The following is a 25052-nucleotide window of genomic DNA, read 5'->3' on the forward strand; positions in this document are numbered from 1 at the left end:
TTTTTATTTAACAAGATATGAGAACAACGACTTTTCTTACAGGTGCTATTGTCTTCTGCGCATGTACACTCTTTGCGCAAACAAAAAAAACGAATTCACTTCAAGCTAATCCGCAAGCGGTAAATTTTATCGTCATGGGCGATTGGGGGCGAAATGGTGAAGATCATCAGAAGCCAGTAGCAGCCCAGATGGGAAAGGTTGCTGCTGAAGCGAGTGTTGACTTCATTGTTGCGACGGGTGATAATTTTTATCCACTGGGCGTGATTAGTGAATTCGATCCGCATTGGAAATATTCTTATGAAGATATTTATACGGCGTTCTCATTGCAATGGGACTGGCATCCGGTGCTGGGTAATCACGATTATGGTGCAAATCCAGAGGCACAAGTGAACTACTCTAAGATCAGCAGACGATGGCAAATGCCTGCACGCTATTACAGCAAGAAGTTTGCAATCCAAGGTGATACGACGCAACAAATTCTGATTGCTTTTATCGATACAACACCGCTTATCAAAAGTTATTATAGCGGCAACGGTCACCATGTTCACGATCAAGATAGTACGGCGCAAAAACAATGGATCGAAAAAACACTAGCAGATCCGTCGCCGAACATCAAATGGAAATTTGTTGTTGGGCATCATCCCATGTATACAGGCGGTGGGAGAACGGATAGTAAAGACACCAAGTCTATTCGACGTGTACTCCAACCGTTGTTAGTGAAGTATTCTGTCGATGCCTACCTCGCTGGTCATGAACATAGCCTTCAACATATGCAGGTAGGTGATGTTGATCATTTTGTTTCAGGAGCGGCCTCGGAAAGAACACCCGTGAAGATGTTACCCATCAGTAAATATTCTGCCTCCGAATATGGATTTATGTTATTCTCGATACTACCCGACAAAGCGCTCGTGCAAGTAATCGATCACGAAGGAAAAATTATCTATCGAACCGAATTGTTGAAATAGCGATGCGACACCGTTAACAAAAAATATAAAAGACCTCCTATGAAAGAATCAAGTAAAAAATGTGCTGGGATACTCGGCGCAGTGCTTCTTGCGGCAGTTGTATTGACCGGATGCCAGGACGAAGAATTTGTTCAGCCTACCAAAAGGGAAGCGCTTGTGCAAAATGAAGACGCGAATAAACGCGTGAATACCTTCGAAGAAGAACTCGTATTACGTTGGGCTCCCGTGCACCTGCAGGACACTGATGTAACAGGTTCTCATGGTATCAATGGTAAGGCGGATTATCTTTCGGCTGTCAACTACGACGGCGATTGGAATGCGACTAACAATTGGAATAACCTTTCATCTTTCGCGGCCACAGGACATTGCTATTATTCAGTAGTAGAAACGACTACACATTGGTTTATCGTGTATGCGTTCTTTCATCCGCGTGATTGGACCGACAATGTTTTTCTCTACAATATTGATGAACACGAAAATGATCTAGAAGGCTATCTTTCGATTGTTAAGAAAGATGGCTCGGCACACGGCGCGCTCCAGGGAATTGTCACCGTTGCGCATTCTGATTTCTTTTCGTTCGTGCCATCGGGAAGTCCACTGCAAGCTAATCAAGAAGATATTGATGGAACCTTGTCGTTTGAAACATATCATGGCCAACCACATCCAGTAACAGCACAAGAGGCGAAGGGACATGGATTGAAGGCTAATCCATATTATAAGATTAACGGTGACGGCTTGAAGTATTTGCCGTCGTTGGATTTTACAGCTGAAGCACCCGCGAATGCAGATGATCGTGATGTGAAGTATAAATTGGTGAACATCTTTGAAGCCAACGGATTATGGGACCAACGTTTTAATACGGAGTTGTTTAGTAGTGCGGCGGGTGGATTCAAAAGTAGCTATGGCAATGGCGGCGCAAATGCACCTTGGGCGTGGGATGATGGTAACGATGTTCCGGGTAAAGGCGAGCTTGCAACAGACCCAGCTAAATTAGTAAACAGCTATTTCAAGAATTTGGGTACCTTCAGCCTGATCTATACAAAAAATAAATACAAAGGAATCTAAGATATGATAGGCTGTTCTTTCACGCTGGGGAGTTTGAGTAATGCGGTGTTTCAAATTTCGTAAGCATGTCAGAACAGTCTTTACCATTCAGACGTTTTAAGAATGATGATCAAAATTACCATCAGCCTTGTTGCGTGTATACTATCCGTTGTGTGCTACGGACAAAAGGTTTACACCAGCTATTCTGTATTGTCGCACAACGACTATGAACAGGCAGTACCGTTTAGCAACGCATATGAGCATCGGGTGGGCTTTATTGAGGCTGATGTATTCCTAGAAGCGGGAACATTGGTTGTTGCACATAGCCATGATCAGATTGATATTCAAAAAACATTGACGGCCATGTATCTCGACCCTCTGGCCGAGAAGACTGCGGTGAATAATAAAAGTGCATATCCCGATCATGAGAAAGTGCTCACGTTAATGATCGATCTTAAATCCGAAGGTGTTTCAACGCTAACCACGCTGGTAAATATTCTTAAGAACTATCCTTCACTCACGAGCTGCAAAACACTCAAAATCGTTATTAGCGGAAATGTTCCTTCCATGGCGCTTTGGAACACTTTTCCGGATTACATTTATTTTGATGGTCGACCTTATCATTCCTACTCAAAGGACAATCTTCAACGAATAGCTTTTATCAGCGACGACTTCAAACGTTACACGTCGTGGCGAGGTATCGGTGAACCGAATAAGGAAGATGTTTTGAAAATAAAAGAAGTGCTTTCGAAATGCAATCAACAGATGAAGCCATTTCGTTTCTGGGGTGTACCGGATACGGTGAAAGCATGGTCATTTTTGACCGATATGCGCGTCGATATTATTGGTACTGACCATGTAACTCAGTTAGTTGATCACCTGAATAAAACGCAGGAATAGGCGTCTAGGCCATCCGTTATAAGTGCCGCAATGGTTACGCGCTGGCATTTTCAGACCTTTTTATCTATATTTTGGATAATCCTTTTTCCAACATCGACGTTGTGTTGATGGGAAATAGGCGTTAAGGTCATCTTTATGCACTTATGTCGGTCAATTATCAGTTGATATTTGAATCCCTTCCTGGGATGTATTACGTCCTTCTTCCTAATTTCACCATTGCCGCGGTGAGTGATGTTTTCCTGCGCTCAACCATGACCACACGCGAGATGCTCATTGGTAAAGCGCTCTTCGATATCTTTCCGGAGAACCCTGAGGAAACGGCGGCTAGGGGAGAGGCGAGTATGCGGATGTCGCTCCAATACGTACTCGATCATAAGATTACCCACACGATGGCGATCGTCAAGTATGATATTCGAACACCTGATGGCAAATACGATGAGCGCTATTGGAGCCCTGTGAATCATCCGGTGTTAGACGCGCACGGTAGCGTCGCGTATATTATTCACCAGGTAAAAGATGTTACCGAGCTCATGCGTAAGCAAACCAAAGAAGAGCGGGCTTACCAATTGAAAGAGATCGCTACCGAATACGAAGCTGAACTTTATCAGCGTGCTCAAGAAATTGAGAAGATCAACAGCAGCTTGATCAACGAAGTGGCAGAACGTAAACTTGCAGAAGAGAAAGCGAGAGCAACACAAACCTTGTTACAAGCAACAATAGAAAGTCATAAGGATCTGTTGATTTTTTCGGTCGACCGAAATTATCGTTACCTCATTTTTAATTCTGCATTTCGAATCAGCACCTTTAATGCCTACGGAACTATTGTTGATGCTGGTTCAAGTTTGTTGGAATGTATCACCATAGAAGAAGACCGTAAGCATGCAAAAGAAAATCTCGATCGAGCACTTGACGGCGAAAACCATGTTACCATTGAACAGTACGGAGATACGGCGAGATTCTTTTTTGAAACGCGATACACGCCAATTTTCGGCGAGCGTGATGAAGTAGTAGGCGTTACGGTTCAATCAGCAAACATTACAGATCGTAAGCGTGCCGAGGAGCAGATCCAAATGTTGAACCACGAGCTCGAATCATTTACGTACTCCGTTGCACACGATTTACGAGCTCCCTTGCGTGCCATCGATGGATATGCGGGTATGTTTAAGGAAGGATTTGGTGCGACTATTAATGCAGAGGGACATCGGTTGTTGGATGTCATTATGAAGAATGCCAAACGCATGGGAAAACTCATAGATGATCTTTTAGACTTTTCGCGTGTGGGCAAGCTAGTGGCGCGCCAGCAAGTTGTCGATATGAATAGCCTCGTCGCCATGGTTATTGCCGAGCAGTTTGATCACGTGAAGGACAAAGTGAAGTTTACGATTTCTACATTAGACGAAGCGAAATGCGACAGTAACCTAATGAAGCAAGTGCTGGCCAATCTTTTGTCGAATGCCGTGAAGTACTCCCAGCATGAAAAGCATCCTGAAGTTACAATGGGATCAACGAGGGGTATGTCGGAGGTGGTTTTCTTTGTAAAAGATAACGGCGTTGGCTTTGATATGAATTATGTCGATAAACTTTTTGGCGTCTTTCAGCGCCTTCACAAAGCAAACGAGTTTGAAGGTACCGGCGTGGGACTTGCTATTGTGCATCGAATCATAGTCAAACACGGAGGTCGCGTGTGGGCTGAAAGTGAAATTGGCAAGGGGGCTACATTCTTTTTTAGTCTGCCACTATGAGCCGCATGTAGTTTGTTTTAAATCTTTTTTAAGTTTTTTTGCCCTGTAAAATTTAATGCCAGTCGCTTGATCCAGTTTTTTCACTGATATTAGAACGTTTTGCGGGAACCTTACCGTGAGCCCATGTAACCAAACGTGGGTTTGAAAGCATCGGCCAAATGATACTTATCGTAGACGACAATCAAGAGAATATTTTTTCGCTTAAGACTTTGCTAAGCTTACATCAATTTGATGTCGACACGGCGAGTTCAGGGGAAGAAGCGCTTAAAAAGATTTTGTTGCGTTCTTATGAGTTGATCATCCTAGATGTGCAAATGCCGGAGATGGATGGCTTTGAAGTAGCTGAGGCAATTTCTGGTTATAGTAAGTCGAAGGATATTCCGATTATATTTTTATCCGCAGTTAACACCCACAAGAAATTTATCACAAAAGGATATGCTTCAGGCGCGATTGACTATGTCACAAAACCTTTCGATCCTGATATCCTGCTGATGAAGATCAAAACGTTCTACCGGTTATCAGAGCAGACGATTAAGCTGAATGCGCTCGAAAAAAGTTTGCGTGAGGAGATTGAACTTCGTAAAAAAGCAGAAGCAATCTTGGAAAAGAAAGTTGAAGAAAGAACACGAGAGCTAAAGCGAACAAATCAGCGCCTCGAGCAAAGTAACCTTGAGTTGCAGCAGTTTGCTTATGTGGCGTCGCACGACCTGCAGGAACCGCTTCGAAAGATTCAAACCTTCAGTAACATGGCCTTGGAACGTCATCTGGACGATCAAGGGAAAATCAAATTGTACCTCGATAAGATATACAACTCTGCGAAAAGGTTACGCGGTTTAGTAACGGACCTCTTAAATTATTCGCGCATCAATGCCGAAGAGATTTTTGTCAACACCAACCTCAATCAACTGTTGAACGACGTACTCTCCGATTTGGAATATCCGTATGGAAATGATAACCCTATTGTTCGGGCTAACGATATTCCGGCCATAGAAGTTATACCTTCTCAAATGCGACAGGTATTCCAAAACTTGTTGGCTAATTCGTTTAAGTTTTCCAAGCTGGGGCAGCAGTGTGAGGTAGACATAGAAGCAAAGATTGTAGAATCTAAATCGTTCGATGCGCCCGCTAGTGCCCTTGGAGAATATTGCAGAATTGTGATCCGCGATAATGGAATTGGATTTAGTGATGAATACAACCATAAGATATTTGAAATTTTTCAACGGTTGAATACGCGCGAATCGTACGCAGGTACAGGTATAGGATTGGCGATCGTGAAGAAAGTCGTCGATCGTCATGAAGGTATAATCGCCGCTGAAGGGAAAGAGGGGAGTGGGGCAACGTTCACGATTGTCCTGCCATTAAAGCATCATGTTAATGTTCCAGTTTCAAGTTAATTCACGCTGTTTAGATCATGGGGAGTAATGTAAAAAGGAATTTGATGATTGGTTTCGGTGCGTCGTTGATCATTTTGGTGATCTCGTCCGTTGCATCGTTTATCAGTATCAGCAATTTGCTGGAAAGTGCTGACTTGGTAAGTCACACCAATCTTGTTATCCGTGAACTCGATAATGTAAACGCCGCATTGATCGACGCCGAGACGGGACAACGCGGTTTTTTATTGACGTCGAATGATCAATTTCTCACGCCTTATAAGGATGCTCGCGCACGCGCGCAAACTGCCGTAGAGCGTTTAAGAGATTTAACACGCGACAATCAAGATCAACAAGCAAGTTTGATCACGCTTCAAAAGCATATTGAGGAACGGTTTAAATATTTACAAGCCGGTATCGATGCTGTCAATCAACATGTGCCATGGTCGGTGGATAATTTGCACAAAGGAATGGCCGCCATGGATGATGTGCGTCTGTTGATCAGAACAATGGAAGATCGCGAAAAGGAACTTTTATCGGCGCGCACTTCTGCCATGAATAAGTTTTCATCTTTCACACCACCGTTGATTGTAATCGCGGCAATCATTGCGTTGATCATCACCATCATGTTCTACATCCGGGTGCGCAATGACTTTGATGAACGTGCTTCTTTACAACGCGCACTCGAGCAGAAGGATGAAGAAGTAACGGTTCGCATAGGCATCATTCAAAATATAGCCTCACAGATTTCTCAAGGGAATTATCAAGTTCGTGTCGACGATCGCGAAAGTGACGCGTTGGGACATGTCGCCGTTTCGTTAAACAAAATGGCGTCCTCGCTTCAAAATTCGTTCAGCCTGCTATCGGATAAAGAATGGCATCAAACGGGTTTGGCCAAACTCAACGACGTAATGTTAGGTGAGAAAACTGTTAAAGTTCTTTCTAAAAGCGTAGTCGATTTTTTAGCCACGTATACGCAGAGTCATGCGGGCGCGGTGTATATCCTTGAACGGGCTGAGTTGATTGCCACAGCCGGATACGCTTATGCGCCAGAAGATCATCGTGCGAAATTTATGATTGGCGAGGGCTTACTTGGTCAGGCTGTTGCTGACGGAAAAATCTTAGCGATAAAAGATATTCCTGAGAATAGTATTCAGATAAACTTTGCATCGGGTGTCGTGAAGCCGGCACACGTTGTTGCTATTCCTGTCTTCGACGGTTATGCGATCAAAGGTGCAATAGAGTTGGCATCGCTTACAGAATTTTCAACACGTGACTTGGAGTTCTTAAAAAACGCATCGCATAATATAGGGATTGCGTTGACGATGGCGCAAAATAGAAAACGTCTTCAAGATTTGTTGGAAGAAACGCAAGCGCAGTCTGAGGAATTAAAGTCACAGCATAGTGAACTTGAAAATCTGAACAGTGAGTTGGAAGTTCAAGCAGAGAAGCTTCAGGCCTCGGAAGAGGAATTGAAAGTTCAGCAAGAAGAACTGAAACAAGCCAACCAAGAACTCGAAGAGCGGAGCCGTCTACTTGAGGAACGCAATCAAGTGATCACGGAACGGAATTTGGAGATCCAGCAGAAAGCCGATGAACTTACGCAGAGTACACGTTACAAATCAGAGTTCTTGGCGAATATGTCGCATGAGTTGCGTACGCCACTGAATTCTATTTTGTTGTTATCTCGCTTGATGTCTGAAAACCAAGACAACAATCTTACACAAGATCAGATTGAATATGCAAGGGTTATACAAAGTTCGGGCAACGGATTGCTTGCGCTCATTGACGAAATCCTTGATCTCTCCAAGATCGAGGCAGGGAAGATGCAGTTGGAGTACCAATCGGTAGCGATCAGGGATTTGATCGCTAACATGAAAGGACTATTTGAACCGGTGGCGAGAGAGAAGGGCATTGCCTTTAATACCGAAGTAGGTGAAGGAACCCCGCAGTTTATTGAAACCGACCAGCTTCGATTAGAGCAGATCCTCCGAAATCTGTTTTCAAATGCACTCAAGTTTACATCGCATGGTTTTGTAAGCTTCGAGATTAGCTTAAATAAAAAGAGTCGTGGATATGTCTGCTTCGTGGTGCGCGATACCGGTATCGGTATTCCAAAGGAAAAGCAAGCACTTGTATTCGAAGCGTTTCAACAGGCTGATGGTTCCACACGTCGCAAATATGGAGGCACGGGATTGGGGCTTTCAATTAGCCGCGAGTTGGTGAAATTGTTAGGCGGCGAATTATTATTGAAGAGTGAGGTTGATGCGGGAAGTGAATTCACCATTGTATTGCCGATTCAGAAAGACCAGGTAAAGGAGATTGTCGTCGAGAAAATGCAATCCGTGTCGGTGCCGCTAAAAGGTACAAAGGCCAACGGACATGCAGACGCGAAATACATCAGTACAACTATTCCGGAGAATATTCCAGATGATCGTAGCGCAATTGGTGACGACGATAAAGTTATCTTGATCATTGAAGACGATGTCAATTTTGCCAAGTCGTTGTTGGAGTACACCAGAAAGCGTGGGTATAAAGGTGTTGTCGCCGTTCGTGGGGATGAAGGCATCGACCTCGCTGGAGACCTTCGCCCAATAGGTATTTTGTTAGATATCCAGCTCCCAGTTAAAAGCGGATGGGAAGTAATGGACGCATTGAAGAATGATTCACGGACGCGCCACATTCCTGTACACATCATGTCGTCTCATGAGGTGAAGAATGAAAGTCTTACGCGTGGCGCTGTTGATTTTATAAACAAGCCATTCGCTTTTGAAAAAATTCAAAATGTATTCCAGAAGATAGAACACGTTCTTACGCATAAGGATCGGAAAGTCTTGATCGTCGAAGAAAATCCGAAGCATGCAAAAGCACTTGCTTATTTTCTAGAGACCTTTGACGTGAGTATTGAGATCAATAATGCGGTTGAGAATGCGATTGACTCACTCAAAAGGAAAGATGTGAATTGTGTCATTCTTGATATGGGCGTGCCGGATCAAAAGGCTTATGACACTTTGGAAGGCGTTCGGAAGACGCCGGGGCTTGAGAATACTCCGATTATCATTTTCACCGGAAAAAGTCTTTCTCAGGCAGAAGAGCTCCGGATCAAACAATATGCAGACTCTATTGTTGTAAAGACTGCGCATTCATACAAACGTATCTTAGATGAAGTGTCGATATTTCTGCACCTCATGGAACAACAAGGGAAAGATGAAGGCGCGTCAAAAAAATATCAGAAGTTGGGCGCCCTTGATGAAGTGCTCAAGAATCGAACAGTGCTCATTGCTGATGATGACATGCGAAATATTTTCTCGCTGACAAAGGCGCTGGAGAAATATGAAATGAATGTGATCGCTGCTGTGGACGGGAAAGACGCGCTTCAAAAGCTAAAAGATAATCCAGAGGTCGACGTGGTGTTGATGGATATGATGATGCCGGAAATGGACGGGTACGAGTCGACTACCGCCATTCGAAGAGATGCGCGTTTCAAAGACCTTCCGGTGATTGCCGTTACCGCGAAAGCGATGATGGGCGATCGTGCACGTTGTATTAACGCAGGAGCTTCCGATTATATCACGAAACCTGTGGATATAGACCAGTTGTTCTCCCTCTTACGTGTTTGGTTGTACGAAAAAAGACATTAGGAAGTGATGGACCACGCGACTAGAAAAGTGTTAATTATTGATGATGATAGCCGCAATATTTTTGCGCTTAAGGCTGTGTTAAAAGCCAAGGGCTATCAGTGCGTTACGGCGATCAGTGGCATGGAGGGACTTAAAATTATGGAGTCCGATATGAGCGTAGCCGTTGTGCTGTTGGATATGATGATGCCAGAAATGGATGGGTATGAAACGCTCTCTCATATTAGACAAGGCGCGCGAAAGGATCTGCCCGTAATTGCAGTAACGGCGCAAGCAATGGTTGGCGATCGCGATAAGTGTATAGAGGCTGGAGCGACGGACTATGTGTCGAAGCCGGTGGATGTAGACCGTTTGATGGCGTTGTTAAATAAATTCATCTATTAAATGTTTGTAGAAGGGGTATCGTTGTCTGACGAAAATGTCGAGCTAATCCTTAGAGATTTAATCGATTTGTATGGCTACGATTTTACCAATTATTCGCGTGCCTCAATTAAGCGACGTATTCTTCGCTTGATGTCGAACGATCGTTTTTTAAGTTTTGCGGAATTTAGATATCGATTAAAAAACGACCCTGAATACTTCAAGCGTTTCGTGGAGCAGATCACTGTGAATGTTACTGAAATGTTTCGCGATGTGCAGTTTTATAAAACATTGCGCGAAGTGGTTTTGCCGGTGTTAGCAACTAAACCGATTATTCGTATTTGGCATGCAGGATGTTCTACAGGAGAAGAGGTTTATTCGATGGCGATTCTCCTCGCGGAAACGAACCTCCTTGACAAATCTTTGCTATATGCTACTGATATAAACCCGGCTGTTCTTGAAAAAGTTAGGGCTGGCATTTTTCCGTTGGCACAGATGAAGCAATACTCTGAAAATTATATTGCCTCTGGGGGAAAGAAAGATTTTTCGTCATACTATACGGCGCAATACAACGCGGCGAAGTTCGATGAAACATTGGGAAAGAAAATTGTTTTAGCGACACACAATCTCGTATCAGATGGATCTTTCAACGAGTTCCAGTTGATTCTTTGCCGGAATGTAATGATCTATTTCGATAAGCCTTTGCAAGATCGCGCACTTCGGCTGTTTTATGAGAGTTTGGAGATGCTCGGATACTTAGCCTTGGGCTCTAAGGAAACGTTAAAGTTTACTGATATCAGCGCAATGTTTCGGCAGGTAGAAAATCGAGAAAAAATCTGGAAGAAAGTAATGTGATTCACAATGGCAGCGAGATTCGATTTATTGGTAATAGGGGGCTCTGCGGGTAGTCTATCCGTTGTGATGAAAATCATTCCGTTGTTAAAGCCGTCGTTGAACCTGGCTACGGTGATCGTCTTTCACCGTAAGCAATCAGATGATTCCGCCTTAATTGAAGTGCTCGCGGGGCGTACCGATTGCCGCGTGAAAGAAGCAGATGACAAGGATGACTTGCTGCCGGCGCATATTTATGTAGCTCCGGCCGACTATCATGTGTTGATCGAAAAGAACAAAACGATAACGCTAGATTTCTCTGAGAAGATAAATTACAGTCGGCCCAGTATTGATTTGTCGTTTGATAGTGCCGCTGAAGTTTACGGCCCACGCTTAGCTTGCCTTCTGTTGTCCGGAGCAAATGCCGATGGTGTCGACGGATTATTGTCGGCGAAAAGGCAAGGTGCTTTTATCATGGTGCAAAATCCGTCGACTGCAGAAGTTCCATATATGCCGCAACAGGCGGTAGAAAAAGTTTCGTGCGACCTGCTCATCGATCCAGATAATTTGAAAGAATTTTTAGCCGCGATACTCGAATAGTGGGCGAAATGATGAGCGCACACGTTTCCGGTAACGTTGCGACGAAGACTTAACATCAAAGTTAAAAGAAAGGCTCTAATTTCAAGGTCTTGTAATCGTTGGAAGTTCGCCTCATTTTTGAGTCGTTAACCAAACCATTAACATGCAAAAGTTTCTTGGGGCTTTGCTGATCTGCACTGCCATCATCCCGCTACAAGCGCAGCAAGTTTTATCGCCTGATAAAAATATCAGCCTCACCTTTGCGATCCTCGAGAATGGTGTGCCTAGCTATAAGGTTAGCTACAAACAAAAGGACGTAATCAAATCGAGCGCACTCGGCCTGGAGACGAAGGATGTACCTTCCTTCTTGGTGGGATTCTCTGTAAAAGACGTAAAGCAGTCCTCCGTCGACAACACATGGTCGCCGATATATGGCGAACAGAAATCAATACGCAATCAATATAACGAATTGGTCGTGACGCTGGAGCAGAAGGCGCTTAAAGGCCGCTTCATCAAAATTCATTTCCGTGTGTTTAACGATGGCGTCGGATTCCGTTACGAATTTCCAAAGCAGGATGAACTTAAGTACTTCATCATCAAAGAAGAAAAGACTGAGTTTAATCTTGCTGGAGATCATAAGATTTTTTGGATTCCAGGAGATTACGATACAAACGAGTATGCATACACGACATCGAAAATTTCTGAGATACCATCCTTGATGGCACAAGCAACGATACCGGTACACGCACAGTCTCCGATCGCAAGTCCTTCCGTGCAAACGCCGTCCATGATGAAGTCTGCCGATGGTTTGTACATCAACATACACGAAGCGGCGTTGATTAACTATCCGGCCATGGCGTTGAATGTCGATGCTGTCAACTACAAAATGAGCGCGCACCTTTGCCCTGATGGCGTTGGTAACAAAGGCTACATGCAAACAGATGCTGTTACACCGTGGAGAACGGTTATCGTGAGCGACAAAGCTGCCGATATCTTAACATCAAAAACAATCTTGAACTTAAATGAGCCCACAGCCTACGAAGATGTTTCTTGGATCAAGCCCGTGAAATATGTCGGCGTATGGTGGGAATATTTTGTTACTGGAAAAAGCACATGGGCATACAGCAACGAAAATAATGTGCGCATTGGTCAAGACTTTTCGTTGTTAAAACCGAGTGGTCATCATGGCGCGACAACCGAGAACGTGAAAAAGTATATCGACTTTGCCTCAAGTAATGGGTTCGACGCCGTACTCGTAGAAGGTTGGAATGTTGGATGGGAAGACTGGTTCGGCAACTGGAAGGAAGAAGTGTTTGACTTTGTAACCCCATATCCTGATTTTGATGCGAAGGGTTTGCAACAGTATGCAGCGGCAAAGGGTGTTAAAATTATTATGCACCATGAAACTTCGGGCTCGGCAACAAATTATGAACGTCGTTTAGATAAAGCTTTTCAATTCATGGCCGATCATGGTTACAACGCTGCAAAGACTGGCTATGTAGGAAAAATCATTCCGCGTGGCGAGCACCATGATAGCCAATGGATGGTGAACCACTACATTCATGTTGCCAAAACTGCAGCAGCGTATAAAATCATGATCAATAGTCATGAGGCCGTTAGACCAACAGGGTTGTGCAGAACATATCCAAACTGGTTTGCACAAGAGTCAGCACGTGGAACGGAATTCGAAGCAATGGGTGGGCTAGCGCCTGAACATACTACGATTCTACCATTCACGAGGATGATGGGAGGACCGATGGATTACACGCCTGGAATTTTTCAAACGGATCTTTCAGCGTATGGCAGGGGAGATCGGGTAAAAACAACATTGGTGAAACAGCTTGCCTATTACGTTACCATGTATAGCCCGCTGCAGATGGCAGCAGACTTGCCTGAGAACTACAATCGCTTTCCCGATGCATTTCAATTTATTAAAGATGTAGCGATTGATTGGGACGAAACCTATATTCTTGAGGCCGAACCTGGCGACTACATCACCACCGCAAGAAAAGCAAAAGGTAAAGAAGCATGGTTTGTCGGTGGCGTAACAGATGAAAATTCACGAACAGCAAATATTAACTTCTCGTTCTTACCGGCGACGAAGAAATATGTAGCGACCGTTTATGCCGATGCAAAAGATGCCAGTTGGAATCTAAAGCCACAAGCCTATACGGTGACCAAACTTATTGTTACCAATAAAAGTATCTTGAAACAATTTGTAGCGCCGGGTGGCGGCGTGGCGATCAGTGTTAAAGAAGCGACAACAGATGAAATCAAGAAATTGAAGAAGCTCTAGAGAAATCTAGGTTTTGTTTTACACACGAGAGGAGGGATGGATAGTTCCTCCTTTTTTTTATTTCAAATGGTAAACACTATCTTCCACCATGAATGTTTCTGTGAAATTTCTTGGTGGTGCAGGTTCTGTAACCGGCTCGCGCTACCTTCTGACAATTGATAATTTTAATGTCCTTCTTGATGCAGGACTTTTTCAAGGTTTAAAGGAGTTGCGTCTCCGCAACTGGCACGAGTTTCCTGTCGACCCTGCTACTATCGATGCGATTATCATCACGCATGCGCACATCGATCACGTCGGATACCTGCCAAGGTTGATTAAAGAAGGATTCACAGGCCCCATTTATTGTACGGAACCCACCGCAGACTTGATGGAATTGACGCTGATGGACTCGGCGAAACTACAGGAAGAAGAAGCTGAATTTGCAAAGAAAAAGCATTACTCGAAACATGAAAATCCTGAGCCACTCTATCGCGCCGAGGATGTCGAAGATATGTTGCCTTTAATTCGAAGAAAGGATACAGATCAGCGGATAAAAATTTCCGATCGCGTTGAAATTTGTTTCCGACAATCAGGGCATTTGTTGGGCGCTGCAATTGTCGAGTTGTTTGTGAAAGGCGATCGCGAGGAAAAGAAAATTGTCTTCTCCGGCGACTTAGGCCGCGACAGCGATGTGATGCTCTATCCGCCTACACCCATCGACGAAGCAGATGTATTGTTTATTGAATCTACTTATGGAAATAAGGACAATCCTGCCTTCGATCCGGAAGGTGATCTTGAGCGCGTTGTTAATGACACTGTAAAAAATAATGGTGTGCTGCTCATCCCGGCTTTTGCCATTGGTAGAACGCAAGTATTGTTACATTACTTTCACAAGTTAATGAAGCAAGATAAGGTGCCAGATATTCCGGTTTACATTGACAGCCCAATGGCAATTTCAGCAACGTATCTTTATTACAAACATCCGAAGTATCATAAGTTGAAGGACTTTAATGAAAGAGTGTTTGCGCAAGAAATGGAAACAAACATGTTGGTGTTTGTGAAAAATTCTCAGCATTCAAAATCGCTAAATGATTTGAAGGGTAGTGCTATCATTATTTCATCCAGTGGCATGATGACCGGTGGACGTATTTTACATCACATGTATCATCGCCTTAAAAATCCGCAAGATACAATCTTGGTTCCTGGATTTCAGGCGGAAGGAACACGTGGACGTCGACTCGTGGATGGAGAATCTACCCTTCGCATTTTCGGACAGGATGTTCCTGTGCTTTGTAAAGTCGCCAACATGAAGTCATTGTCGGGCCACGCGGATCGTGAAGAGCTCTTCAAATGGATGAAGAATTTTAAAAAGAAGCCGAAAGTTGTTTTTACTATTCACGGTGAAGGCAAAGATTTGGAAATGTATGGACAAGCAATTCGCGAACGCATGGGTTGGAATGTGATGCAGCCAAAATATTTGCAAACGGTGAGTTTGTTTGAAGGCATTTGATTTGTCTTCGCCGCTAACATTTGCAGAAGATGTTGATGTTCTGTTTTAATTGTTCACAACGAATTGTAAATTAAGAAGCAGTAGTTTGTAGAACTTTGTGATCATGGGAAAGATAATTCTACTTCAATCGAAAGCGTCGTTTTTAAGTTACTTGCATGAACATGTGGCGCCACGTAGACTTCGCATTTTGCGACGATGGGACTTTTGGACCGGTAAGGCCGACCCTGCGCGTACATTTGAAGGATCGGTTAAAAATGATTCATTCCGCATTCGCGAGAACCATAAAGTGATGAAGCGATCTTCTCCTGTGATGATCGCCAAAGTCAACGATCTTGGCAATAATAAAATAGAGGTTCGTTATCATTTCCTTATCGATAAAGAGACCCTCGCCTTTAGCCTTTTGTATGTGCTGATTTTTTCTGCAATTCTGATCGTCAAAGACGCGCGAGCCATCGCGTTTCTCATTATGATCCCTGCAATCATCGTGTTTCACTTGTTTGGATTTTTCTTCAGTGTGATCACCTGTCGGAAACGATACTTGGAATTTTTGCGCGGTGCGGAGAAACAATAGCATGTCGCAGATCAGTCTTCCATCATGTCTCCGCCATTATCTCCGTTTGCTTTTCGTTCTTTGTCCTTTACACGGTTCAGTCGGTATGTGAAAGTAATCGCAAACTGCCGTCCTCGGCGTTGTGAAGTAGACGATGAATAGTATTCTGGAATGTCGGTTATCGATCGGCGAAGTCTCGTATTTAATAAGTCACGAACGTTTGCTGTCAATGTCCCTTTGCCTTTCAATATGTCGCGTGAAGCTGCAAGATCTAAGGAGTATGAAGATCGTTGTTTTCCTTGCGTTGTGATACGCGGTGCATTGTAGTTGAACGACGCTTGAAATTCGAAAGCTTTTTGGAATGTGAGCTTTGACATCACACGACCATTCATGGTGTAGGTGTCGCTGTAAAGGGTCTCATCTTGATATTTTCCTTCCGTAATCGCGCGATACAGATTGGCATTCGTATTCACTTGCCACCACTTCGTTGGCGTTAGTGAAAGATTAAATTCAAAACCATAAGCATCTTGCGTGGCAAGGTTAACAGGAATTATAAATGTCGTACCATCACTGTTCAGTTCATTGATTCGCTGGATAACACCTTTCCTTGCGCGGTAATAAAGTGACGATAGGATCGATCCACCCTCCCAGTTTAACAGATAGCTTGTTTCATAAGCATGCGTATATTCTGGATTCAAATTTGGATTTCCGACGAAGAACACCCGAGAATCTGTGAAGTTTGAAAAAGGAAGTAGGTCACGAAACTCAGGTCGGTTTATGCGATAACTGTAACTCAATTGGAAAGTACGATCGGGTGTAAATTCGTATCCGAGATTTACGCTTGGGAATAAATTAAAATACTCGCGATGGTTGATGTCATTTGTTTCCGTGAGTTCCGTTTTAATATCAGAATATTCTCCACGAAGGCCGGCTTGCGCTGATACTTTGCCAAACTTATTACCCGCCATCACGTAGCCAGCATGTATTCGCTCGGTGTAAACCATGTTGTTGTTGAACGCAGGAAGCGAAGTCCATTCTCCGTCATTATCTTGATTTTCTAAAGCATAATCATTGTCCACTACACGTGTTGTCGTTTTTAAACCACTTTCAATCTTTCCACTGTTCCCAATCGGATGGATGTAATCGCTCTGAATAAGCCAGTTCTTTTCGCGAGAGTCATTGTCGCCACGTTGAATAATGGAAGTACCTTCGGTCGATTGTTGAAGATAGTTGGAATGTTCTGCATCAACGCTTTTGATATACTTATAATCTAATGTGAACTCGCGACCTTTTTGCTCAAACGTTTTTCGATAGTTGATTGAACCTTCTATGTTTTCTTCATCTTCTTCTTCTCGGTCTGTGCGGATTACAGTGTTGAAAAGTTGACCATTTTGGAAGTCGTTGTAAGTGAGTTTGGAATTGTTGACGCCGTCTGACCAATTGTATTGCAGTGATCCGGTGAGCGTATTAAAGTCGTTGATGTAGTAGTCAAGACCGCCGGTAATGTTGTGCGATAGTTCTTTGCTCCGTAAGTCGCCGTTTTGCGTATAGCTTGTATCGCTCGTCGGGAAATCTTGATATGACCGTGAGTATCCTTTTGTGCTGCGGTAACTCGCGCCGTAGCTTGAAAAGAAATTGATGTTTTTTTGTCGAACATTAATGGAATAAGAACCACCATATAATGCCGGTATCCCGCCCGTGAGGGTGAATGTACCGTTGATTCCGTTTGCTTTATTCTTTTTCAAAACGATGTTGATGATACCGACTTCGCCTGCTGCATCGTAACGCGATGATGGATTGGTAATGACTTCCACGCGCTCAATCATATTACCTTGTAAGTTCTTCAATGCATCCGGCGATCGAAGAATAAGTCCTGATGGTTTCCCATCGATGAGAATTCTTACATTTTCACTCCCACGTAAACTTACGGAGCCATCAACATCGACGCTCACAGACGGGATATTGGATAACACATCGGATGCACTTCCGCCGGCGTTACTAAGATCTTGCCCGACGTTGAACACGCGCTTGTCGAGTTGCAGCTCCATTGATGATTTCTGCGCGACGACTTCAACTTCATTAAGCAACTGGGGCGAAGATTGAAGTACGATGTTGCCCAGGTTGACATCTGCAGAAAGTGAAAGATTCCCTATCGTTTTTTCTTGATAGGCAAGAAAAGTGACCTTGAGGTAGTACGATCCTGGCGTGGTATTTATTGTGAAACTTCCGGTTTCGTCAGATACGGTGCCTGTCACCAGTGCAGAGTCAAGGTTATAAAGCGCTGTGCTGGCGAATGGTACGGGTGTGTTTTGCTCGTCAGTAACAGTACCCTTGATGCTTATCTGCTGAGCAAGGAGAGAAACAGTCGAAAGAAGAACGATGATGATGGTAGGCAGAAGACGATTCATGGTGTAAAATTCTGGAAAACTTTTGGCTTTTTACCGCGCTACCATCGCTTTTGATCAGGGGCAGCATGTTGTTGGTGCGGTGGAATCGCAAATGGCGGAAATATGGGCGCGTTCTCTACAATAAGAATATACAGTAGTCATGCAAGCAATGTGTGTTAAGTTTCTGTTAATAGTGGGCCGGTCTTAAAATTAGCTTTTGAGCAATTTTGCAATGTTTTATCAGTGCTATTTTAAAATTCATACCACATACATTGAAGTTTGATAAATTCATTTAACTTCCGGATAACGTGAACATTGACCTCGTTTCCGGACCCAACCCGCACGGCTAACAAACAATATATGGTAAGAAGTATCATCGTCGATGACGAGATGAAAAGCCGCGAAAGTCTTAAGATCCTTCTTGAAGAATTTTGCGACAATGTTGAAGTGTTAGCCGTATGCCAAAACGTTTCTGAAGGTGTTGAAGCAATTCGGACGCAAAAACCAGATGTTGTGTTTTTAGATATTCAAATGCAGCGTGAAACCGGGTTCGATCTCTTGCTGCAAATTAAGCCCATCGATTTCGAAGTAATTTTTACAACAGCTTACACGGAGTACGCCATCAAGGCCTTCAAATTTTCGGCCATCGATTATCTGTTGAAACCGATAAATATCGAAGAGCTGAAAAAATCCGTCGATAAGGTTGAAAAAAGATTGAATAGCAAGATCTCGGAACGTGTCGAGCAATTGATTCAAAATCTTCGCCCTGCAACAGCGCAAAATTTTAAATTGGCATTGCCGACTTCTGATGGGCTGATCTTCGTGAAAGTAGACGATATCATCTATTGTGAAGCTTCGAGTAATTACACCGAAATCTATACAGTCGATGGTAAAAAACATTTGGTGAGCCGAACGCTCAAGGAATACGAAGACTTGCTGGTAGATCATAATTTTTTCAGAATACACAACTCGCATTTGATCAACCTGGGGTCAATTAAAAAATACGTTCGTGGCGAAGGCGGCTATGTGATCATGAGCAATGATAAGACGCTCGACGTTTCAAAACGAAAGAAAGAGTCTTTTCTTAGCAAATTGGGTCACTGAATCAACAAAGCGATCGGTCGTAATCACGACCAAATTTCCGTCCACTCATTTTATCCTCCCACTTAATCAAGCGCACTAAAAGCTGAGTGGCGTTCGCTTTACTTTTGAAGCAAAATTCAATGCATGAGAAGGGATATCACACAAATGCTAATTCATAATGCAGATGTGCAGAAGCGTGTTGGTGGAATTTTTCCAGATTACGTTATCCTCGACAACCATTTTAACGTGTTGTCGATGAGTCAGAACGTTCTTCAGTCGATTGGGTTCTCACTCGATGAAATTATTGGACAGCCGATTGCTACACTATCGCGGACATCTGACCTCAAAACCCAATTGGAGGAACGTCTTTCTGCTGGGTATTTTGAAGATGTTCCGTTTGAAATTTTTACCCGCGCAAATGGAACGATGATCTATTCCATCTCGGGCTTTTATTTAGGATTGATTGCCGACATCAATGGCGTAATTGTACTGCGCTTTCGAAATCTCGATGAAATCAACTTAACTTATGAGAGACTCGAAGCGAGAACAGCGGAGATTGATCGCTTTGTATACCTGTCGGCACATGCACTGCGCGGACCTCTTGCCACCATTAAAGGGCTCACAAATCTTGTTGATAAATGCGATGACCGACAAGAGATGCTTTTCTTATTGAATCAAATTAAAAGTTTCTCTGAAAAGTTAGACGATAAACTTCATCGGCTCATATACTTTGCAGAAGCCGACAAAGAAGAAGAGTCGTCGGTGGCCGCACTCGAACTCGACTTTATCATCAATTCACTCAATTCTAGTCTACGTGATGCCGGCAGCGTCGATTTTCCTGTTCGATTGGAATGTATTAACGAAAATAGACTTGTTGCCCTCGATCATGGTGGCGCATTGCTTTCGCTACTTCGAAATGTTGCTTTATTTTTTGCACAGCTTCCCAAGAACGTCAATAATAAAATTGTCATCGACCTGCATGCTGAAAACTGTGCACTCGAAGTGATGATGCGTGGCTCCAACTTTAATCTAACAGATTCAATCAAAGAGAAACTTCGAAATGTAAATTTTGGCTATTCGGAGATTCTTAATTTTCCAGAACTGATCAATTGTTATGCGGCGAAGAAGATCATGTTTAAGTTAAAGGGAAGCATTCAATTTATTTTGGCATCGGAAAGCGAGATTATTGTTCATATGACAATTCCACGTTAACCGTGAGGTGATCCCATCGGCTCAAGGAATACAGCCACTTACTCAATGACGCTAATTTTTTAGGATAAGGTAAGTGAAATTTGACGGTATGAATCTCCGCGTAGCGGTAATGCTCTTGTTTATGCGTATGCCTTTGATGGCCTTTGCTCAGCAAGATACATCCATTCAAAAAGGGAGTTATCTCTATTACGGGCAGCCCTTGATCGAGGACAATGCAATGTTGATGGAGGAGGCTTTCAATCAGGAGACGGGAAAACATCAATTTATCTTCAATTATTTTCGGTCGGGTGACGCCACTGCTTACACGTTTACGCATGAAATTCCCCTCGGGAATCATCTGCATCAAATAAGTTACAGCATTCCCTTTGGTGTACTGCAGCATGAAGATTATTCGACGTCGGGATGGGATGACATACTGATCACTTACCGTCCGATGATTGCTGATAAATATGATTGGGCGCTTTTTATTCCAGGTGTTTCGATAGTTGTACCAACGGGAAACACTACACGCGGTATAGGCAATGGTGGCTGGGGAATTCTCGCTTCTATTGCGATGACGAAACGATTTAGTCAGACAATCACAACGCACTACAATATGAATGGCAGTTGGGTGCCGCGGGCGATGCTCTACATGTCGTCACAAAATGGCGACGCGGCAGGTGTTCGACATCAATATCGAAGTGGAATGTTAGGAGCAAGTGTGGTGTGGCATTGCAGGCCGCAATTGAATCTGATGATGGAAAACCAATGTTTTTTCTCTGCCCGGGTTAAAGCAGAAGGTACGTTTGAACGAAATGTACAATACATTCTAAATCCGGGTGTTCGTTTTGCGCTCCATCATAAAAAAACACAGTTTGTTCCGGCGATCGGCATTCCGATATCGTTTGTCGACGGAGCCTTAGAGCAGGTGGGCGTGTTTCTCTACCTCTCCGTGGAGACGTCTCGTTATTAAATCATCTCGTGAGCTGTGTTCATAATAAGTGAGAATACGGTAATTGTAGCAACGACTGAAGGTTACAAATCCAATCAATCCGAATACTCAACCGTTTCCGCCACCTAATCATTTGCCCTGTCATTGTCTGAGCACTCACTATAATTTCGAATGCATAACCACCATGGTACGCTTGCATGAAAAAAACTATTCTCGTTGTTGATGATTTCACAAGTATTCGCCACTTCGTTTGTGAGATGTTAGAGCGGAAAGGGTATCGGACACTTGGCGCTGCGAATGGCGATGAGGCATATAACGTACTTATCGCAAATGCAGACACGGTGAATCTTGTTCTCACAGATTACAATATGCCGGATTGTACAGGATATGATCTGTTGAAGAAGATAAAGAGTAATGTAAGTGTTGCACAGGTTCCTGTGATATTTCTGACGGCGGAGTTAAGCGTAGAAAAAATGAAAGCCGCACGCGAATCTGGTTTAACGGCGTGGATCAAGAAACCCTATCGTGCAGAGACTTTCTTCTCTGAAATAGAAAATGCATTGAGTCTTAAAACCATCAAACCATAAATTGTCACCCTATGAACTTCACCTTATTTAATTTAAAAAAGATCAAGGGCAAGCTTCTTCTCGCATTTGGAGTTGTGCTTTTTCTTTCCAGTGTTCTTGCCGGCTGGGGCTATTACTCCATCAATCGCATCATGCAGATTAGGGCAATAGAGAAAGATTTCAAAAGCATCAATGAGTTAGCACTCAAAATGCGTAAGTCTGAAAAAGATTTTCTTTCGCGCGATACGCGGAATAAAGAGTTTATGGCTACTGGCAAAAGCAAGTATGCAACAGACATCGATAACATGTTGCATGAAGAAGATTCTCTCATTGCGTTATTGCTGGAAAGTAAATGGTCGGACAAACTTGATATCAGAGAAGACCTCGTAGCATTGAATAAAGCGCTCTCTGATTACCATGTCGTGTTCGACAAGATTGTTGCGGCGTCATTAAAACGCGGTTTTGAAAACTATGGTGATGAAGGGAAACTTCGCGCTGCGATACGTGAAGTAGAAAACTCAGACTATAAGATTGATCTTGTGAGCTTACTGACGCTTCGCCGAAATGAGAAAGATTTCTTTTTACGTAAAGACCTTTCGTACGTCGATAAATTCAATGCGGAGCTTAAAGATTTACGCGCGAGCTTAGGTAAAGGTGCACACGTACAAAGTATTCTGGATAAACTGGCGGTGTATGAGAGCAGCTTTAATGACGTGGTGAAAGCAGAACAAACGATAGGGATGTCGGAGGAAGAAGGGTATATGGGAGAAATGCGCGCCGCTATTTATCGCATCGAACCAATTCTATCTAAACTAGAAAATACCGTTGAGACACGAACACAAGAGATCACTTTTCAAACGGCGTGGACTTTTGCACTCGTCTTTTTAATTGAACTGATTTTAGGTATCGTATTGGCAATTCAGTTCTCGAAGAAACTTACCGATAGTATCCTACATGTAAGATCTGCAGCGGTTAAACTTTCAGAAGGAATAATTCCAGAACCATTGGAAATTAAGAGTGATGATGAACTTGGCGAGACGCAACAATCGGTGAACGATTTGATCGCGAGCTTGAAGGACAGTGTTGAAGTAGCCGATTTGGTTTCCAAAGGAAAAATTTGGAGTGCACAACAAGCAGCTAAAACGAACCTGAAAGATGGCGAGTTGGACAACGCGCTCAAGAATATGATCAAGAAGCTTAATGAAATAGTGTTAGACATCACGAAAGGTGCAGAGGAGATTGCTTTTGGTTCGTATGAGATTAGTAAGAGTTCGCAGATTGTGGCGCAAGGTGCTACAGAACAAGCAAGTTCGTTGGAAGAAATTTCATCGTCAGTCGAGCAGATGGTGAGCAACATAAATCAGAATGCTGATAACGCTACGCAAGCCGAGCATATGACGAAGGAAGCAGCAGAGAAAATGAAGCTGGTAAGAAATGCAACTGGCGCCACTTTCCAATCAATTCGTGATATCACTGAAAAGATTGAGATCATTAACGAGATTGCTGATAAGACAAACCTTCTGGCTATTAATGCCGCAGTGGAAGCAGCTCGCGCTGGTGAACATGGAAAAGGTTTTGCGGTAGTAGCCAACGAAGTACGTAAGCTTGCAGAAAGAAGTCAGAAGTCTGCAGTGGAGATCATCGAGCTATCGAAAGCAACCATTCGCGAAGCCGAGAATTCTGGACACTTGTTGGATGAACTCGCTCCTGATGTTCAAAAATCATTCAATTTGGTGAGAGAAATCTCTTCGTCAAGCGCTGAGCAGCGTTCTGGTGCAGAACAGATTAACGCAGCATTGGCCCAACTCAACCAAGTAACGCAGCAAAACGCATCATCGTCTGAGGAACTTGCTTCGGCGTCGACAAACTTCAATGTGCAGTCGGGTAAGTTGAAGTCTACGGTATCGTTCTTCAAGCTTGATAAAAAAGGGGAAGTCACCTATCAGCGCGAGCGAATCATCAGTCAGATCGAACAACTCAAATCTATTCTTGACGAGACCGAGAAAGGATCGAATGGTAATGGTCATGGTAGCGAGAATGGCTACAGCGCACCGAAGAGTTCTGAGAAAGTTTCTTCTGCATCGAGTTCGAAACCGTCGTCACGTGTTAGATCGTTTGTTGTGCAGGACGAAGATTCGCAAGGTGGCCCGGCAATTCAGCTCGATGATTATGATGGTGACTTCGAACCGATTCCGGATAAGTCACAGAGCGACAAGAGCGACGAGTCCGATACTTCATCTAAATAATAGAACGCGCCATGAGGACCCAAATGCCTTGTCTGTTATTCTCACTGAACAAAGAGTTGTTCGGAATAGATGTTGAGAATGTTTTGCGTGTGATCAACCTTGAAAAGTTGATGAAGGTGCCAAAGTCGCCTGACTTTATTGCTGGCGCACTAAGCTTGGAGGGAAACGTGATTCCAGTTGTTGATTTAGGGAAGAAGATTGAGCTTGGGGCTACCACGATTGACAAACGCACGAAGGTGATCATTCTGCAAGTACACCACGAAGATGATTCGATTGATGTTGGTGTATTGATCGATGAAGTACTCGACGTCGTTACCATCAACGAATCAAAAGTATTACCACCCGTTTTGGACAAGATGGGATTCAATACACAAACGCTCGACGGAATGTATAAGATCGAAGAAGATTTTTATATGATTCTGAACGCAACGAAGGTGTTTGAAAAAGAGTTGGCCACCCTAGTGTAAAGTTATCAACCCATTCTTAATATAAAGAACATGAGCAAGAGTATAGTAGTAGCAGAAGACTTTAACGTTTCCAGAAAGATCATCGTAAGCACCCTGGCAAAGGAAGGATATGTGGTGATGGAGGCTTCGGATGGCGCGGAAGCAGTGAACCTATTCGATGGAAGAACAATCGACCTGCTAATTACAGATTTTAATATGCCTAATATGAACGGCGCCGAACTTATTCAAAAAGTTCGTGCGATCGATTCGTATTCTTACTTGCCGATTTTGCTGCTGACTACAGAGGTTCGTCAAGAGAAGATTCAACAAGCGATCGATGGGAATATTACCGCGATTGTAAAAAAACCTTTCGATACGACAGAGTTTGTCAAGATCGTCAAAAAAGCCCTCCGCTAA

At 43.5% G+C, this 25052-nt stretch carries 20 protein-coding genes; 19 read left to right on the forward strand and 1 reads right to left on the reverse strand.

The genetic code is table 11. The features are described from left to right. The first annotated feature begins 17 nt into the window (after positions 1-17). The 12 genes from DQQ10_RS15765 (at position 18) to DQQ10_RS15820 (ending at position 15785) form a co-directional block, all read left to right on the forward strand. A complete protein-coding gene (locus tag DQQ10_RS15765; RefSeq protein WP_112747852.1) occupies positions 18-965 on the forward strand; it encodes a metallophosphoesterase in 948 nt (315 codons plus the stop codon). A 39-nt stretch (positions 966-1004) separates the two neighbouring features. Further along, complete coding sequence (locus DQQ10_RS15770; protein WP_112747853.1) at positions 1005-2030, forward strand: hypothetical protein; 1026 nt, start codon at positions 1005-1007, stop codon at positions 2028-2030. Between the two features lie 102 nt (positions 2031-2132). After that, a complete protein-coding gene (locus DQQ10_RS15775) occupies positions 2133-2909 on the forward strand; it encodes a PI-PLC domain-containing protein (protein WP_112747854.1) in 777 nt (258 codons plus the stop codon). A 143-nt stretch (positions 2910-3052) separates the two neighbouring features. Beyond that, positions 3053-4651, forward strand: coding sequence for a sensor histidine kinase (locus DQQ10_RS15780; protein WP_112747855.1), 1599 nt, complete (start codon positions 3053-3055; stop codon positions 4649-4651). Positions 4652-4809: 158 nt separating this feature from the next. Continuing rightward, a complete protein-coding gene (locus DQQ10_RS15785) occupies positions 4810-6045 on the forward strand; it encodes a hybrid sensor histidine kinase/response regulator (protein ID WP_112747856.1) in 1236 nt (411 codons plus the stop codon). A 44-nt stretch (positions 6046-6089) separates the two neighbouring features. After that, positions 6090-9662, forward strand: a complete 3573-nt coding sequence (locus tag DQQ10_RS15790) for a response regulator (protein ID WP_317047947.1) — start codon at positions 6090-6092, stop codon at positions 9660-9662. A 6-nt stretch (positions 9663-9668) separates the two neighbouring features. After that, positions 9669-10043 carry a response regulator gene (locus tag DQQ10_RS15795; RefSeq protein ID WP_112747858.1) on the forward strand — a complete coding sequence of 125 codons (375 nt, stop codon included), beginning with the start codon at positions 9669-9671 and terminating at the stop codon, positions 10041-10043. Continuing rightward, positions 10044-10874, forward strand: coding sequence for a CheR family methyltransferase (locus DQQ10_RS15800; RefSeq protein ID WP_112747859.1), 831 nt, complete (start codon positions 10044-10046; stop codon positions 10872-10874). Between the two features lie 6 nt (positions 10875-10880). Next, entirely contained in the window at positions 10881-11450 is a 570-nt protein-coding gene (locus DQQ10_RS15805; RefSeq protein WP_112747860.1) for a chemotaxis protein CheB, read from the forward strand. 142 nt (positions 11451-11592) lie between these two features. Then, positions 11593-13725 (forward strand): glycoside hydrolase family 97 protein, encoded by a 2133-nt coding sequence (locus DQQ10_RS15810; RefSeq protein ID WP_112747861.1) that lies wholly within the window; start codon positions 11593-11595, stop codon positions 13723-13725. 88 nt (positions 13726-13813) lie between these two features. After that, the gene (locus DQQ10_RS15815; RefSeq protein ID WP_112747862.1) at positions 13814-15214 is read left to right on the forward strand and encodes an MBL fold metallo-hydrolase RNA specificity domain-containing protein; all 1401 of its coding nucleotides are present in this window, start codon (positions 13814-13816) and stop codon (positions 15212-15214) included. Between the two features lie 103 nt (positions 15215-15317). Beyond that, entirely contained in the window at positions 15318-15785 is a 468-nt protein-coding gene (locus DQQ10_RS15820) for a hypothetical protein (RefSeq protein WP_112747863.1), read from the forward strand. Positions 15786-15796: 11 nt separating this feature from the next. On the opposite strand, the gene DQQ10_RS15825 is transcribed toward DQQ10_RS15820, so the two are convergent. Next, positions 15797-18172, reverse strand: a complete 2376-nt coding sequence (locus tag DQQ10_RS15825; RefSeq protein WP_112747864.1) for a TonB-dependent receptor — start codon at positions 18170-18172, stop codon at positions 15797-15799. A 339-nt stretch (positions 18173-18511) separates the two neighbouring features. Here DQQ10_RS15825 and DQQ10_RS15830 point away from each other — a divergent pair, with 339 nt between their 5' ends. The 7 genes from DQQ10_RS15830 (at position 18512) to DQQ10_RS15860 (ending at position 25052) form a co-directional block, all read left to right on the forward strand. Then, entirely contained in the window at positions 18512-19255 is a 744-nt protein-coding gene (locus DQQ10_RS15830) for a LytR/AlgR family response regulator transcription factor (RefSeq protein WP_112747865.1), read from the forward strand. Positions 19256-19378: 123 nt separating this feature from the next. Further along, entirely contained in the window at positions 19379-20446 is a 1068-nt protein-coding gene (locus DQQ10_RS15835) for an ATP-binding protein (RefSeq protein ID WP_112747866.1), read from the forward strand. An 88-nt stretch (positions 20447-20534) separates the two neighbouring features. After that, positions 20535-21398, forward strand: a complete 864-nt coding sequence (locus DQQ10_RS15840) for a hypothetical protein (RefSeq protein WP_112747867.1) — start codon at positions 20535-20537, stop codon at positions 21396-21398. A 176-nt stretch (positions 21399-21574) separates the two neighbouring features. After that, on the forward strand, positions 21575-21964 hold the full coding sequence (locus DQQ10_RS15845) for a response regulator (RefSeq protein WP_112747868.1): 390 nt from the start codon (positions 21575-21577) through the stop codon (positions 21962-21964). An 11-nt stretch (positions 21965-21975) separates the two neighbouring features. Beyond that, positions 21976-24189, forward strand: coding sequence for a methyl-accepting chemotaxis protein (locus tag DQQ10_RS15850; protein WP_112747869.1), 2214 nt, complete (start codon positions 21976-21978; stop codon positions 24187-24189). An 11-nt stretch (positions 24190-24200) separates the two neighbouring features. Then, on the forward strand, positions 24201-24656 hold the full coding sequence (locus DQQ10_RS15855) for a chemotaxis protein CheW (RefSeq protein WP_112747870.1): 456 nt from the start codon (positions 24201-24203) through the stop codon (positions 24654-24656). A 30-nt stretch (positions 24657-24686) separates the two neighbouring features. Then, positions 24687-25052 (forward strand): response regulator, encoded by a 366-nt coding sequence (locus DQQ10_RS15860; protein ID WP_112747871.1) that lies wholly within the window; start codon positions 24687-24689, stop codon positions 25050-25052.

The sequence above is a fragment of the Pseudochryseolinea flava genome (assembly GCF_003286915.1).
Classification (GTDB): domain Bacteria; phylum Bacteroidota; class Bacteroidia; order Cytophagales; family Cyclobacteriaceae; genus Ohtaekwangia; species Ohtaekwangia flava.